This is a genomic window from Xanthomonas phaseoli pv. dieffenbachiae (genome assembly GCF_008639345.1).
Classification (GTDB): Bacteria; Pseudomonadota; Gammaproteobacteria; order Xanthomonadales; family Xanthomonadaceae; genus Xanthomonas; species Xanthomonas phaseoli.
Genome location: NZ_CP041380.1, coordinates 4,315,212 through 4,329,848 on the forward strand (window position 1 = coordinate 4,315,212; position 14,637 = coordinate 4,329,848).

Annotated in this window: 12 protein-coding genes, 2 tRNA genes and 1 rRNA gene; 8 read left to right on the top strand and 7 right to left on the bottom strand. The window is 64.1% G+C overall.

Annotated elements, in window-relative coordinates:
• Window positions 1-194: 194 nt before the first annotated feature.
• From FLG15_RS19230 to tyrS, 4 genes are all read right to left on the bottom strand, one after another.
• Window positions 195-271 (bottom strand) — tRNA-Ile (locus FLG15_RS19230).
• 18 nt (window positions 272-289) lie between these two features.
• Window positions 290-365, bottom strand: a tRNA-Ala gene (locus FLG15_RS19235).
• 95 nt (window positions 366-460) lie between these two features.
• Window positions 461-2,007 (bottom strand): 16S ribosomal RNA (locus tag FLG15_RS19240).
• 720 nt (window positions 2,008-2,727) lie between these two features.
• Window positions 2,728-3,939: a tyrosine--tRNA ligase gene (gene tyrS, locus FLG15_RS19245; RefSeq protein ID WP_057677601.1), complete on the bottom strand. Its 1,212-nt coding sequence runs from the start codon at window positions 3,937-3,939 to the stop codon at window positions 2,728-2,730.
• Between the two features lie 170 nt (window positions 3,940-4,109).
• Here tyrS and FLG15_RS19250 point away from each other — a divergent pair, with 170 nt between their 5' ends.
• Both FLG15_RS19250 and FLG15_RS19255 read left to right on the top strand, forming a co-directional pair.
• Window positions 4,110-5,528: a M23 family metallopeptidase gene (locus tag FLG15_RS19250; protein WP_039572392.1), complete on the top strand. Its 1,419-nt coding sequence runs from the start codon at window positions 4,110-4,112 to the stop codon at window positions 5,526-5,528.
• 385 nt (window positions 5,529-5,913) lie between these two features.
• Window positions 5,914-7,047: an anhydro-N-acetylmuramic acid kinase gene (locus FLG15_RS19255; RefSeq protein ID WP_057677600.1), complete on the top strand. Its 1,134-nt coding sequence runs from the start codon at window positions 5,914-5,916 to the stop codon at window positions 7,045-7,047.
• A gap of 41 nt (window positions 7,048-7,088) precedes the next feature.
• Here FLG15_RS19255 and FLG15_RS19260 read toward each other — a convergent pair whose 3' ends face one another.
• The 3 genes from FLG15_RS19260 to FLG15_RS19270 all read right to left on the bottom strand — a co-directional run bounded on the left by FLG15_RS19260 (window position 7,089) and on the right by FLG15_RS19270 (window position 9,793).
• The gene (locus FLG15_RS19260; protein ID WP_003489057.1) at window positions 7,089-7,316 is read right to left on the bottom strand and encodes a hypothetical protein; all 228 of its coding nucleotides are present in this window, start codon (window positions 7,314-7,316) and stop codon (window positions 7,089-7,091) included.
• 58 nt (window positions 7,317-7,374) lie between these two features.
• On the bottom strand, window positions 7,375-8,670 hold the full coding sequence (locus FLG15_RS19265) for an AmpG family muropeptide MFS transporter (RefSeq protein WP_057677599.1): 1,296 nt from the start codon (window positions 8,668-8,670) through the stop codon (window positions 7,375-7,377).
• Window positions 8,671-8,992: 322 nt separating this feature from the next.
• Window positions 8,993-9,793 (bottom strand): exodeoxyribonuclease III, encoded by an 801-nt coding sequence (locus tag FLG15_RS19270; protein ID WP_057677598.1) that lies wholly within the window; start codon window positions 9,791-9,793, stop codon window positions 8,993-8,995.
• Window positions 9,794-9,920: 127 nt separating this feature from the next.
• Here FLG15_RS19270 and pyrE point away from each other — a divergent pair, with 127 nt between their 5' ends.
• The 6 genes from pyrE to FLG15_RS19300 all read left to right on the top strand — a co-directional run bounded on the left by pyrE (window position 9,921) and on the right by FLG15_RS19300 (window position 14,633).
• On the top strand, window positions 9,921-10,580 hold the full coding sequence (pyrE, locus tag FLG15_RS19275; protein WP_150147081.1) for an orotate phosphoribosyltransferase: 660 nt from the start codon (window positions 9,921-9,923) through the stop codon (window positions 10,578-10,580).
• A 49-nt stretch (window positions 10,581-10,629) separates the two neighbouring features.
• Window positions 10,630-11,280: a hypothetical protein gene (locus FLG15_RS19280; RefSeq protein ID WP_017158746.1), complete on the top strand. Its 651-nt coding sequence runs from the start codon at window positions 10,630-10,632 to the stop codon at window positions 11,278-11,280.
• A gap of 114 nt (window positions 11,281-11,394) precedes the next feature.
• Window positions 11,395-12,192 (top strand): ParA family protein, encoded by a 798-nt coding sequence (locus FLG15_RS19285; RefSeq protein WP_005914407.1) that lies wholly within the window; start codon window positions 11,395-11,397, stop codon window positions 12,190-12,192.
• Window positions 12,192-13,121, top strand: a complete 930-nt coding sequence (locus tag FLG15_RS19290; RefSeq protein ID WP_017156762.1) for a ParB/RepB/Spo0J family partition protein — start codon at window positions 12,192-12,194, stop codon at window positions 13,119-13,121. Before FLG15_RS19285 ends, FLG15_RS19290 begins: the two co-directional genes overlap by 1 nt.
• Window positions 13,122-13,154: 33 nt before the next feature.
• Window positions 13,155-13,463: a helix-hairpin-helix domain-containing protein gene (locus tag FLG15_RS19295; RefSeq protein ID WP_008571192.1), complete on the top strand. Its 309-nt coding sequence runs from the start codon at window positions 13,155-13,157 to the stop codon at window positions 13,461-13,463.
• Between the two features lie 204 nt (window positions 13,464-13,667).
• Entirely contained in the window at window positions 13,668-14,633 is a 966-nt protein-coding gene (locus FLG15_RS19300) for an SDR family NAD(P)-dependent oxidoreductase (protein ID WP_057678697.1), read from the top strand.
• Window positions 14,634-14,637 lie beyond the last annotated feature (4 nt).

The window sequence follows — 14,637 nt, forward strand, 5'->3', positions numbered from 1 at the left end:
GTGTTGTGTGGGGTACAAAGCCACCAACGCGAACATACGACTCAATTATTTAGGGACTCGAAGTCCCCGCCTTAGCCTCAACGACACGTTTAGATAGATATCTCAAACGCTCGCTACGTCACAAGTTATAAAAGAACATGTCTCAGCCTCAACGCTGAGCCATATAAATTCTTAAGTGTGCACTACATTCAGAGTGGTGGGTCTGGGAGGACTCGAACCACCGACCTCACCCTTATCAGGGGTGCGCTCTAACCACCTGAGCTACAGACCCAAAGTCGTTTCACTCAAATGGTGGAGCCTGTCGGGATCGAACCGACGACCCCCTGCTTGCAAAGCAGGTGCTCTCCCAGCTGAGCTAAGGCCCCATGATGGGACTTTCGCATACCGGCCTGTGCCGATACGCATCTCTGAATGCAGGTAATTTGTGAGGACGCCCGACAGGACGATGACGTCATGCTCAAAAGGAGGTGATCCAGCCGCACCTTCCGATACGGCTACCTTGTTACGACTTCACCCCAGTCATCGGCCACACCGTGGCAAGCGCCCTCCCGAAGGTTAAGCTACCTGCTTCTGGTGCAACAAACTCCCATGGTGTGACGGGCGGTGTGTACAAGGCCCGGGAACGTATTCACCGCAGCAATGCTGATCTGCGATTACTAGCGATTCCGACTTCATGGAGTCGAGTTGCAGACTCCAATCCGGACTGAGATAGGGTTTCTGGGATTGGCTTGCCCTCGCGGGTTTGCAGCCCTCTGTCCCTACCATTGTAGTACGTGTGTAGCCCTGGTCGTAAGGGCCATGATGACTTGACGTCATCCCCACCTTCCTCCGGTTTGTCACCGGCGGTCTCCTTAGAGTTCCCACCATTACGTGCTGGCAACTAAGGACAAGGGTTGCGCTCGTTGCGGGACTTAACCCAACATCTCACGACACGAGCTGACGACAGCCATGCAGCACCTGTCTCACGGTTCCCGAAGGCACCAATCCATCTCTGGAAAGTTCCGTGGATGTCAAGACCAGGTAAGGTTCTTCGCGTTGCATCGAATTAAACCACATACTCCACCGCTTGTGCGGGCCCCCGTCAATTCCTTTGAGTTTCAGTCTTGCGACCGTACTCCCCAGGCGGCGAACTTAACGCGTTAGCTTCGATACTGCGTGCCAAATTGCACCCAACATCCAGTTCGCATCGTTTAGGGCGTGGACTACCAGGGTATCTAATCCTGTTTGCTCCCCACGCTTTCGTGCCTCAGTGTCAGTGTTGGTCCAGGTAGCCGCCTTCGCCACGGATGTTCCTCCCGATCTCTACGCATTTCACTGCTACACCGGGAATTCCGCTACCCTCTACCACACTCTAGTGACCCAGTATCCACTGCAATTCCCAGGTTGAGCCCAGGGCTTTCACAACAGACTTAAACCACCACCTACGCACGCTTTACGCCCAGTAATTCCGAGTAACGCTTGCACCCTTCGTATTACCGCGGCTGCTGGCACGAAGTTAGCCGGTGCTTATTCTTTGGGTACCGTCAGAACAATCGGGTATTAACCGACTGCTTTTCTTTCCCAACAAAAGGGCTTTACAACCCGAAGGCCTTCTTCACCCACGCGGCATGGCTGGATCAGGCTTGCGCCCATTGTCCAATATTCCCCACTGCTGCCTCCCGTAGGAGTCTGGACCGTGTCTCAGTTCCAGTGTGGCTGATCATCCTCTCAGACCAGCTACGGATCGTCGCCTTGGTGGGCCTTTACCCCGCCAACTAGCTAATCCGACATCGGCTCATTCAACCGCGCGAAGCCCGAAGGTCCTCCGCTTTCACCCGTAGGTCGTATGCGGTATTAGCGTAAGTTTCCCTACGTTATCCCCCACGAAAGAGTAGATTCCGATGTATTCCTCACCCGTCCGCCACTCGCCACCCATAAGAGCAAGCTCTTACTGTGCTGCCGTTCGACTTGCATGTGTTAGGCCTGCCGCCAGCGTTCACTCTGAGCCAGGATCAAACTCTTCACTTAAAATTACATGCCCGAAGGCAAATACTTTAGCTGCAGAAGTCCAACCACTGGCAACTTATCGCTTGCAAAGCAATTAATATGTTGCTTGATTAAACGTCTGCAAGATGGACAATCATCCTTCCTGCAGGCGTCCGCACAAATTACCTGCGCACACTGTCAAAGAACTTGGGGAGTGGCCTCAGCGCCGTTCCCGTCAGCTTCGTCGTTTCCGTCGAAGCGAGCCGCCCATTATAGCGGACTTTTTCTTGCCGTCAACACCTCATTTCGAGGTGGCTGACGCTGCTTCGCTTCGACCCGAAGGTTTTCTGCGAAGCGAGCCGGCCATATTAGCAGGCTTTTCATCCTCGTCAACCCCTCGTGAAGAGGAAGTTGCCGCCGCTGCACTTCAATCTGCCGAAGCGTCTTTCCGTATAGCGAGCCGCCCATCATAGCCGGCTTTTTCGTTTCGTCAACACCTTAATTTCAAGGAATTTTCGAACCCTTTCGCTCTGGTTCCGCGTTTGCGGAGGCCGTTGCGGCGGGGAGGCGAACTATATGCCCACCCAACCGATTTGGGAAGCGTTTTGTGAAAAATTTTTCACGCCATTGCCAAAAGTGAGCGCTACGCATTAGTTACGTTGGCAGGAGCCTTCCAGTACCTGGGACTGTTACTTCCATCTACTGCGTTAAGACGTGCGAGGCCACAGAGATTGCCGCTTCGCAACAACCTCGGTGTGCTTTTTACGCGGTGACGAGCAATATGCGGGCAAAATTGCGTTTGCCTACCTGGATGACCCCTTCGAAGCCGCGCGTGAAGACGCGGCTGGGATCCTCCACCACTTCGCCATCGATCTTGACCGCACGCTCCTTGAGCTTGCGGGTGGCCTCGGAGTTGCTGGGCGTCAGGCCGGCGGCAGTCAGGAGGCCGGCAAGGCGCAGGCCTTCATCGGGAACTAGCACTTCTTGCAGCGGCAGCAGACTGGTGTCGCCCTGCCCTGTCACCACCGCATGCCAGCCGGCAATGGCCTGCTCCGCGGTTGCGGCATCGTGGAACCGGGTAGCCAGCTCGCGTGCCAGGCGCAATTTGACCTCGCGCGGATGCAGTTCGCCGGCAGCGACCTGCTCTTTCAGGCGCGCCGCTTCGGCCAGGCCGATATCGAAGGACAGCAGGTCGATCCAGCGCCAGGTCAGCTCGTCGCCGATCTTCATCGTCTTGGTGACGATGTCGATGGCCGGTTCGTTGATGCCGATGTAATTGCCCAGTGACTTGGACATCTTGGCCACGCCATCCAGGCCTTCCAGCAGCGGCATGGTCAGCACGATCTGCGGGGCCTGACCGTAGTGCTCCTGCAGGCCACGCCCCATCAACAGGTTGAACTTCTGATCGGTGCCGCCGAGCTCCACGTCGGCCTTCAGCGCGACCGAGTCGTAGCCCTGCACCAGTGGATAGAGAAATTCGTGGATGGCGATCGGCTGCTGGCCGCCGAAGCGTTTGGCGAAATCGTCGCGTTCGAGCATGCGCGCGACCGTGTGCTGGGCAGAGAGCTTGATCATGTCGGCTGCGCTCATCTGGCCGAACCATTCGGAGTTGAAGCGCACTTCGGTGCGTTCGCGGTCCAGGATCTTGAAGACCTGCTCTTCGTAGGTGCGCGCGTTGGCCAGCACATCCTCGCGGCTGAGCGGCTTGCGGGTGGCGTTCTTGCCGCTCGGGTCGCCGATCATCCCGGTGAAGTCGCCAATCAGGAAGATCACCTGATGGCCGAGCTGTTGAAACTGCCGCATCTTGTTGAGCAGCACGGTATGGCCCAGATGCAGATCCGGCGCGGTGGGATCGAAGCCGGCCTTCACCCGCAGCGGCTTACCGGTGGCGAGCCGCGCCTGCAGCTGATCGAGCTTGAGGATCTCTTCGGCACCACGGCCGATGAGTGCGAGGGATTCTTCGATAGTGGCCAACCACAGACTCCAGCGGCGCTTGCCGTCAAAAACGTGAATGATGTTAAACGCGAGTTAATTCCGCGCCAAGTGAAAATAATGAACAGGCTCAATGGTTTGACGCGCTGTTACAGGCTGTCTATGGTACCGGCGATTGGGCTCGCACTTCGAGCCAGCGAGGAATTTGAACGATGCAGAACTCAGAGCAGGGCCGTGCACGCAAGCGGCGCTTTCACGAACGCCTCCACGTCCTTCACGACACTGCACTGCATCGCAAGCTCAAGGCGCATCTGCCGGCCGCGTTCAATGACCGCTGGACACGTCGTCACTGGATCCACGCCAGCCTGTTCGCCACCATCGGTGCGCTGGTTGCCACCATCGTGCCGGGTTTTTCCAACGCCATCGACACGCCGCTTTCCAGCCATTCCACGCTGGCGTTGCCGTTGCCGCCGCTGATTCCCAGCCGCAAGCAGCTGGCGCCGAGCACCGATTGGGAAATTCTGCAGGTCAAGCCGGGCCAGACCCTGAGCACCTTGTTCGGCGAGCTGGGAATCCCGACTGCGGTGATGTACCAGGTGCTGGCGCACCCTGGGACCAAGGAGGCGCTGACCAAGCTGCGACCGGGTACCGAGATCGCCTTCGACATGCCGACGCCTGGCCAACTGCGCGCACTGCGCTTCGATCGCGACGACAGTCATCGGGTGGAACTGCGCCTGCTGGGCGACGCCGTGCGCGAGAACGTGACCGAGCGGGCGACCACCACGCGCACCGTCGTAGCCAGCGGGGAGATCAGCAGTTCGTTGTATGCCTCGGCCGGTAAATCCGGATTGTCGCCGGCGGCGGTGGCGATCATGACCGACGAGATCTTCAAGTACGACATCGACTTCGACAAGGATCTGCAGCCCGGCGACCGGTTCAGCGTGGTCATGGATGAAACCTGGCGCGAAGGCGAGCGGATCAGCACCGGCGACATCCTGGCGGCGACGTTCACCACTGGCGGCAAGACCTATACGGGGTTCCGCTTCGAGCGTGCCGGCAAACCGGCCGAGTACTTCGACATCACTGGCCGCCCGCTCAAGAAGAGCTTTATCCGCATGCCGGTGGCCTATAGCCGGATCAGCTCCACCTTCGGTGCACGCAAGCATCCGGTGCTGGGCACCATGCGCATGCACAAGGGTGTGGACTATGCGGCCGCTTCGGGCACGCCGATCATGGCAGCCGGCGATGCGCGGGTGGTGTTTGTCGGAACCCAGCGCGGTTACGGCAACGTGGTGATCCTGGACCACGGCAAGAACTACAGCACGCTGTACGGGCACATGTCGCGCTTTGGCAAGATCAAGGCCGGGCAGCGCATCAACCAGGGCACGGTGATCGGCTATGTCGGCATGACCGGCCTGGCCACCGGCCCGCATCTGCATTACGAATTCCGCGTGGGCGGGCAGCAGCGCAATCCGATGTCGGTGACGATGCCGCCGCCCGAGCCGCTGCAGGGCGCCGAACTGGCGGCGTTCCGCGCGCAGACGGCGCCGGCCATGGCCCGCATCGAGGGCATGGAGAAGCTGATCTACGCCGACGCCGGCAAGCCGGCCAAGGGCAAGTCGCGCAGTTGAGCGCCTGCGGCTAGTCATTGCGTCAGCTGCGTTGCGGCTGCGTAGCGAAGTGGCGCAGCAAGGGCTGGGCGCTCCCTCCAGCCGTGTCGCGTGGTCGTTGCCGTGCAGCTACTTGCTGCAGCGAACTGCGGGTGGTGAATGCTGCGACTTCCCAATCCGGCAGCTGGCTCTGCTGTCGACCGACAGCTTCTGGCGCGACTGCCGATCTGACGATGCCCGAGGTGGGCAGGGCGTCTCGAGGCACAGGCGATGGCCGTGGCAGCGATTGCAGCCCATGCCGGCCCGGCGATGACGCGCCAGCTGCACGGCTGCTACCCACGTCATACCGGTTGACGGACCCGGCCCGGCTGCACAAGCTGGCCGGCCGTGTCTTTCTGGCTTCGGCATGTCTGTCTTGGAACACGTTGACTCTCCCTTGTATCTGGGCCTGATGTCGGGCACCAGCGCCGACGGCATCGATGCCGCGCTGGTGCGCTTTGCCGACGCCACCCACCGCCGCTGCGAATTGGTGGCCGGGGCGACGGTGGCGTGGGAGCCGCAGTTGCGGCAGACCTTGGTGGCGATAGGCCAGGGCGCCGAGACGGTGGCCATCGATGCGCTGGGCCAGCTGGACGCCCAAGTGGGGCTGGCATTCGCGGCGGCAGCCAATCAGTTGATCGGCGACAGTGGCGTGGAGCGTCGGCAGATTCGTGCGATCGGCTCGCATGGGCAGACCATCCGCCACCGGCCCAACGCCAACCCGACGTTCACCTGGCAGATCGGCGATGCCAGCCGAATTGCCGAGCACACCGGCATCACCACGGTGGCCGATTTCCGCCGCCGCGATGTGGCCGCCAGAGGCCAGGGCGCGCCACTGATGCCCGCCTTCCACCTGGCCATGCTGGGCGCAGGCGATGAAGACCGCGCGGTGCTCAATCTGGGCGGGATCGGCAACCTGACCTTGATTGCGCGCGATGGCGCGGTGCTGGGATTCGATACCGGCCCGGCCAATGCATTGCTGGACAGTTGGTGCCAACGCCATCACGGCACGCCGTTCGATGCCGAGGGTGCGTTTGCCGCCAGCGGGCGCGTGGATGCAGCTTTGCTGCAGGCGCTGCTGGCCGACCCGTGGTTTGCGTTACCGCCGCCCAAGAGCACCGGCCGCGAGCAATTCCATCTGGACTGGGCCGTGCAGGCGATGGGCAGCGCGCGGCTGGACGCTGCCGATGTGCAGGCGACCTTGCTCGAACTCACCGCTGCCAGCGTGGCCGATGCCTTGCTGCGGCTACAGCCAACCACGCGCCGGGTGCTGGTCTGCGGCGGCGGCGTACGCAATCCGGTGCTGTTGGCGCGACTGGTGGCGCGGCTGCCGGGCATGGTGGTGGAATCCAGCGCGCAGTACGGGCTGGACCCGGATTACCTGGAAGCGATGGGCTTTGCCTGGCTGGCGGCCGAGCTGCTGGCCGGACGCGCAGCCAATCTGCCCTCGGTGACCGGGGCGGCCGGCCCTCGGCTGTTGGGAGCGATCTATCCGGCGTGAGCGGGGCGGGCTGTGCCGGCCGGGATGGAGCTGCGGCAGCGCTAGGGATTGTTTCCCGCCGGCAGCGCCTTGAGCGCGGCAATCGCCTCGGCCAGGGCATCGACCTCCGGGTGCTGCAGGCCGCCGGTGACTTCGTATTCGCTGGCGAACAGGCCTTGTTCGAGCAGATGCATGACAGTCTGGTGCTGGGTCCAGCCCCGTGCGACGGAAATGCGGCGAATGCGGTCCACCAGCACCGGGTCGATGTCACGCAATACCAGATCGGTCATGCCCTGCCTCGTGCAATGCGCTGCCCCGCGCGCATCATCGGCAACCTTGGCGGACGTTTCAATCCGGCCGCCTGTCGTGCGCCAATAGCCGCGGCCACAGCCAGGCCAGCAACATCAAGGTGGGAATGACGGTCAGGGCGCTGAGGATGAAGAAGGTGCTGTAGGAGGTCGCCTGGACGACGAACCCGGACACGCCACCGGCAAACTTGCCCGGCAGGTTGGCCAGCGAGACCAGCAACGCATACTGGGTTGCGGTGAAGTTGCGGTCGGTCAGCGAGGACATGAAAGCCACCAGCACGGTGGCGGCGAACCCCTGGAAGAGGTTATCGGCACTGAGCGCGGCATAGAACGCCCACAGCTTGCCGGGGTTGTGCGCCATCAGCAGGAACGCCAGGTTGGACAAGGCCACCCCCAGCGCGGCCACCAGCAGCATGCGCCGGAACCCGAACGCGGCAATTGCCGCGCCGCCCGCGAAGGCGCCGACAATCCCCATCCACACGCCGAACAGCTTGGAAACGGTGGCGATATCGGCCTTGGTGAAGCCCGAATCCAGATAGAACGGGCCCGCCATGACGCCGATCACCTGGTCGGGAAACTTGTACAGGCCCACGAACAGCAGCAGCACGATGCCCAGCGCCAGCCCATTGCTGGAAAAGAAGCTGGAAATCGGTTGCCAGAACGCACCGGCGACGTCCACGCGGCGCACCACCGTGGCTTCGGGGCGGCCGGGCTCGCGGCACACCAAGGTGGTGACGATCGGCACCAGCATCAGTGCGGCCATGCCCACGTACGCCCAGGTCCAGCCGAGGTATTGGGCCATGTACAACGCACCGGCACCGCCCAGGATCAGGCCGATGCGGTAGCCCAGCGTGTAGGTCGCCGCCAACGCGGCCTGCGCGGCATCCGGCGCGATTTCGATGCGATAGGCATCGACCACCGAGTCCTGGGTAGCGCCCCAGAACGAGGCGAACAACACCCAAGCGACCAGGCCGGTGACGCTCAGATCCGGGCGCGAAAATGCCAGCGCGAACAGGCCGATGGTGACGCCGATCTGCGCCACCAGCAGCCAGGAACGACGGCGCCCCAGAAACGCGGTGAGCGGAAACGCATAGCGGTCGATCAGCGGCGCCCATAGGAACTTGAGCAGGTAAAAGAAGCTGGCCAGGCTGATCAAGCCGATGCTGCCCAGGTCCAGCCCCACATCGCGCAAACGGGTCGACAAGGTCTGCGAGGCGATCAGCAGGAACGGCAAGCCGCTGCCGAAGCCGAGCAGCGCCATAGTCGCCGCCGATGGCGTGGCGAAGGCGCGCTGGATGCCGCGCCAGCCTTTGTAGGTGGGTGCGGGCGTGGTCATGCCTCACACCAGCGAGCGTGAACGCCCGTGATCGTGGTGGCTGGCGATGCCCACGGCATCGCTGCATGCGGCCCGCCGCGGACGACTGTCATCGCCTCGCGCGTCTGGATTTGCGCGGTCTGTGCAGTCCTGCAACGACGCACATCCGTGTCGAAGAATAACGATCCGAAAAGCATCGGCGGGCTGCGTAATGGCCAATGAGCGCCACCACGCGTGCTGCGGTAGCCAAGGTGCCGCCAGATGGCCCTGTTGGCGGCAAAGTCTTGGCTCCGTTCGGCAACATGCGGGCGCGCTATGGCGCAACCCCCCGACTTGGCCTGCCTCACTGTGCGTAATCCACGATGTACGGCGCGTGGTCGGAGAAGCGCTCTTCGCGGTAGATCGAGCAGGCCCGCAAGGTGTCGCGCAGGCCGGGGGTGACCAGTTGGTAGTCGATGCGCCAACCGACGTTGTTGGCGCGCGCGGCGCCGCGGTTGCTCCACCAGGTGTAGTCCTGGCCTTGCGGGTGCAGGACGCGGTAGCTGTCGACCCAGCCGCGGCCTTCGGCGGGGTTGGCGTCGTCTGCCGCATCGGCGCACAGGCCGTTGAGCCAGTCGCGCTCGGGCGGCAGGCAGCCGGAATTCTTCTGGTTGGACTTCCAGTTCTTGATGTCCAGCGCAGTACGCACGATGTTCCAGTCGCCGCACAGCACGTACTGGCGGCCGCTGGCCAGCCACTCGTCCAGGATCGGCCGCAGCCATTCCATCACCTGGAACTTGTAGCCCTGGCGCAACTCGCCCGAAGAGCCGGACGGGATATAAAAAGAGACCACGCTGAGGTTGCCGAAGCGCGCCTCGATGTACCGGCCTTCTTCGTCGAACTCGGGCCAACCCAGGGCGGTGCGCACTTCGTCGGGCTCGCGCCGGCTGTAGATCGCCACCCCGCTGTAGCCCTTCTTGGTGCTGGCGTCGCGAAACCAGGCCTTGTAGCCGGTGGGCAGGAAATCCGGCCCGGCCAGTTGGTGCTCCTGGGCCTTGGTCTCCTGCACGCACAGCACGTCGGCGTCCTGGGCAGCGAACCACGCGAAGAAACCCTTGCTGGCGGCCGAGCGCAGGCCGTTGGCGTTGAAACTGATGATGCGCATAGATGAAGAGCCGGGATTCGGGAGTGGAAATTGGGGATTCGCGAAAGCGTACCGCATCGGCGGATGCCGTAAGGCGCGACCGGCTATGCTTTCCAATCCCGAATCCCTACTCCCCAATCTCGTCACCATGACCGACCACCGCACCCGTTTCCTGCAACTGGCCCTGGACGCCGATGCCCTGCGCTTTGGCGAGTTCACGCTCAAGTCCGGGCGGCTCAGCCCGTACTTCTTCAATGCCGGGCGCTTCGATTCGGGGGCCAAGACCGCGCAGTTGACGCAGTGCTATGCCGATGCGATCGATGCGGCCGGGCTGGACTTCGACCTGTTGTTCGGGCCGGCCTACAAGGGCATCCCGTTGGCGACCGCGCTGGCTTGCGCCTACGCAGGGCGCGGGCGCGACCTGCCGCTGGCGTTCAACCGCAAGGAAGCCAAGGACCACGGCGAAGGCGGCACCCTGATCGGGGCGCCACTGGCCGGCCGTAAGGTGTTGATCGTCGATGACGTGATCACCGCCGGCACCGCGATCCGCGAGGCGCTGGCCATCATCCGCGCCGCTGGTGGAGTGCCGTCGGGGATCGTGGTGGCGCTGGACCGGCAGGAAATCGCGTCCGATCAGGACCGCCGTTCCGCCGCTCAGGCGGTGGCAGCCGAGGCCGGCATCCCGGTGATCGCAGTGGCCAACCTGGGCGACCTGCTTGCTTTTGCGGCAGGAAACGCCGACCTTGTGGGCTTCCAGGAACCGCTGCTGGCCTATCGTGGCCGCTACGGGACCGACACCATAGGCTGACGGCAGGCGACAGGGGGCTGCGATGATGCCAATACATACACGTTCGGCGTTGTTCGCCGTTGCGGCGGCTGTCGCTGCGACATGGGTCATGGCGGCGCCGGCCGGTGCGCAGGACAAGCCGGCCGCCAAGAAGTTGTATTGCTGGAACCAGAACGGCGCCCGCGTGTGCAGCGATACGCTGCCGCCGGAGGCGGTGAACCAGGCGCGCGACGAATTCAACGTCAAAAGCGGGATGCGCAGCGCCGAGGTGCAGCGCGCCATGAGCAGCGACGAGCGCGCTGCCGCTGCGGCCAGCGAGCAGCAGCGCCAGGCCGATCTGGCCGCCGAGCAGATGCGCCAGCGCACCGACCAGGCGATGCTGATGTCGTATCAGAGCGAGGACGACCTGCGCCGGGTGTTCAAGGAGCGCATCGCCATCGTGGACAACAACATCCATACCGCGCGCTTCAACGTGACCAGCCTGCGCGAAGGGTTGGCTAGCCTGCTGCGCAGCGCCGGCGACCGCGAGCTGGCCGGCCAGGCAGTGGCCGACAAGCTGGCCGGCGACATCCAGCAGCGCCATCGCGATCTGATGGCACAGTTGCGTCTGCAGATCAGCTTCGAGCAGCAGCGGGTGGCGCTGGATGGCGAGATCACCGACATCCTGCAGCGCTACCGGGCCATGAAGGAGCCACCCGCCAGCGCCCCGCCCGCCGGCTGACCGGTGCTTGCGGCATCCCGCCCGTGCGGCGCACCGCCGCGGGCGGCATTTCCCGATCCGACGCCCTGCCCGCATAATGGCCGGTCTTACTCTTCGCCCACGAGGCTCTTCCGCATGGCCCGGATCATCGCCATTGCCAACCAGAAAGGCGGCGTCGGCAAGACCACGACCGCCGTCAATCTGGCAGCCGGCCTGGCGCGCGCGCCCAAGCGCGTGTTGCTGGTGGATCTGGACTCGCAGGGCAACGCCACCATGGGCAGCGGCATCGACAAGCGCGATGTGGCCGCCTCCACCTGCGACCTGCTGCTGGGCGAAAACACCGCCGCGCAGATCCGGGTCACCGCGCCGGAAGGCTTCGACCTGCTGCCGGGCAACATCGACCTGACCGCCGCCGAGATCCAGCTGATGGACCAGGGTGAGCGCGAACAGCGGCTCAAGCGCGCCTTGGCGCCGATCCGCGACGAGTACGACTTCATCCTGATCGACTGCCCCCCGGCGTTGTCGCTGCTCACGCTCAACGCGTTGACCGCGGCCGATTCCATCATCGTGCCGATGCAGTGCGAGTACTACGCGCTGGAAGGGTTGACCGCGCTGCTGGAAACCATCGAAGCGCTGCGCGCCAACCTCAACCCGGCGCTGGAAATCGAAGGCGTGCTGCGCACCATGTTCGACATCCGCAACAACCTGGCCAATGCGGTATCGGCCGAATTGACCGAGCATTTCGGCGACAAGGTGTTCCGCACCATCGTGCCGCGCAACGTGCGCCTGGCCGAGGCGCCCAGCCATGGCCAGAGCATCGTCGGTTACGACCGCACCTCGCGCGGCGGGGTGGCCTACCTGGGGCTTGCCGGCGAGATCGTGCGTCGCCAGAACGACCGCAACAAGGCCGTCCGGCCGGTGGAGACCGTCTGATGAACAAGCCGATGCCCGCAAAGAAGCGTGGCCTGGGCCGTGGCCTGGAAGCGCTGTTGGGGCCCAAGGGTGCGGCCGCCGCCGCAGCACCGGCCGGTGCCGACGAACAGGCGTTGCAGCCTGGCGATAGCTTGCGCCAGTTGCCGGTGACCCAGCTGCAGCCGGGCAAGTACCAGCCGCGCCGGGAGATGGACGAGGTCAAGCTGGCCGAGTTGGCGGAGTCGATCAAGGCGCAGGGCGTGATCCAGCCCATCGTGGCGCGCGAGCTGGCGCCGGGGCAGTTCGAGATCGTGGCCGGCGAACGCCGCTGGCGCGCTTCGCAGCTGGCTGGGCTGACCGAGGTGCCGGTGGTGGTGCGCGAGCTGGACGACCGCACCGTCATCGCGATGGCGCTGATCGAAAACATCCAGCGCGAAGACCTCAACCCGCTGGAAGAAGCGCAGGCGCTGCAGCGGCTGATCGACGAATTTTCGCTGACCCATGCCGAGGCCGCCGGCGCGGTGGGACGTTCGCGTGCGTCGGTGTCCAATCTGCTGCGGTTGCTGGAATTGCCGGTGGCCATCCGCGTGTTGCTGGAAACCCGCCGACTGGAAATGGGCCACGCGCGCGCGCTGCTCACCCTGGCGCCGGAGCTGGCCAGCAAGCTGGCGCAGGAAGCGGCCGACCAGGGCTGGTCGGTGCGCGAAGTCGAACACCGCGCGCAGCAGTTCGCCGCCGGCAAGGTGCCCGGCTCGCTGCGCAAGGGCAAGCCGGCGCCGGTGGCCCCACAGGCCGATATCGCCTCGCTGGAAACCGAACTGTCCGAGTCGCTGGGCACCAAGGTGGTGTTCAATCACGGCCGCGGCGGCAAGGGCAAGCTGGTGATCCATTACACCGATCTGGACACGCTGGACGGCGTGCTCGAACGCCTGCGCGTGCAGCGCAGCTAGTCGCTTGCCCATTCAACAGGATCCTCGCCGGCCATGAATCCCGCCAAGGTGGACCGCCAGCACCTGCTGCAGCTGACCGACCTGCCCAACGTCGGGCCGGCCTGCGAAAAGGACCTGCGCCTGATCGGCATCCGCGTGCCTGCGCAGCTGCGCGGTCGCGATGCCTACGACATGCATGCACAGCTATGCCTGCGCACCGGCGTGCTGCACGACCCCTGCGTGATCGATGTGTTCCTGTCGATCGTGCGCTTCATGGACGGCGAGGCGGCGCAGCCGTGGTGGAAGTTCAGCGCCGAACGCAAGGCCAAGCTTGCCAGCGAAGCGCCGCTCGCCCTGCGGTGAGCGGCCACGCATGGTGCGCTGCAGCCTTGATGTTGAGCGCCGCATGCGCTGCGAGCACCGCCAATCGCGCCTGGCGCACTGCGCACGGCAGGCGCGTTGGCAGCAGGAAGATGCCGAACCCACTCGCGGCGGCGCCTGCAATGCGCCGCGCGTGCGCATCCGGAGCGCCAGCCTTTTATTTCCGTATTTCCCAGGATCACAGCCATGACCATTCTCGTCACCGGCGCTGCCGGTTTCATCGGTGCCTATACCTGCCGCGCGCTGGCTGCACGCGGTGAGACGGTGGTGGGGCTGGACAACTACAACAGCTACTACGACCCGCAGCTCAAGCGCGACCGGGTGGCGGCGCTGTGCCCCGGCATCGATATCCGCACGCTGGATCTGACCGATCGCGAGGGTCTGGCCGCACTGTTCGATGAGATCCAGCCGACCCGCGTGGTGCATCTGGCGGCGCAGGCGGGCGTGCGGTATTCGCTGGAAAACCCGCACGCTTACGTGGACAGCAACCTGGTTGGCTTCGTCAACATGCTCGAGCTGTGCCGGCACCGCGGCGTGCAGCACCTGGTGTATGCCTCAAGCAGTTCGGTCTACGGCGATTCGGCCACCCCGCCGTTCTCCGAAGACCAGCGCGTGGACCAGCCGCGTTCGTTGTACGCGGCAACCAAGGCGGCCAACGAACTGATGGGCTACACCTATGCGCAGCTGTATGGCCTGCGCGCGACCGGGCTGCGCTTTTTCACGGTGTACGGGCCGTGGGGCCGGCCGGATATGGCGCCGCTGATTTTCAGCCGTGCGGTGCTGGCGGGGCGGCCGATCGAGGTGTTCAACCACGGCAAGATGCAGCGCGATTTTACCTTCGTCGACGACATCGTGGCCGGTGTGCTGGGCGCGCTGGACACGCCCAGTACTGCGCCGGTGCCGCACCGGGTGTTCAACCTGGGCAACCACACGCCGGTGGAGCTGGAGACCTTCATCGAGGTGATTGCGCAGGCCGCCGGCCGCCCAGCCGAGAAAGTCTACCGGCCGATGCAGCCGGGCGACATGCTCCGCACCATGGCCGATACGCAGCGTGCGCAGGCGGCCTTCGGGTTCGATCCGGCGACCCCGGTCGAGCGTGGTTTGCCGCAGGTCGTGGCTTGGTGCCGGCAGTATTTCGGCGAGCGCGCCTAGCGCT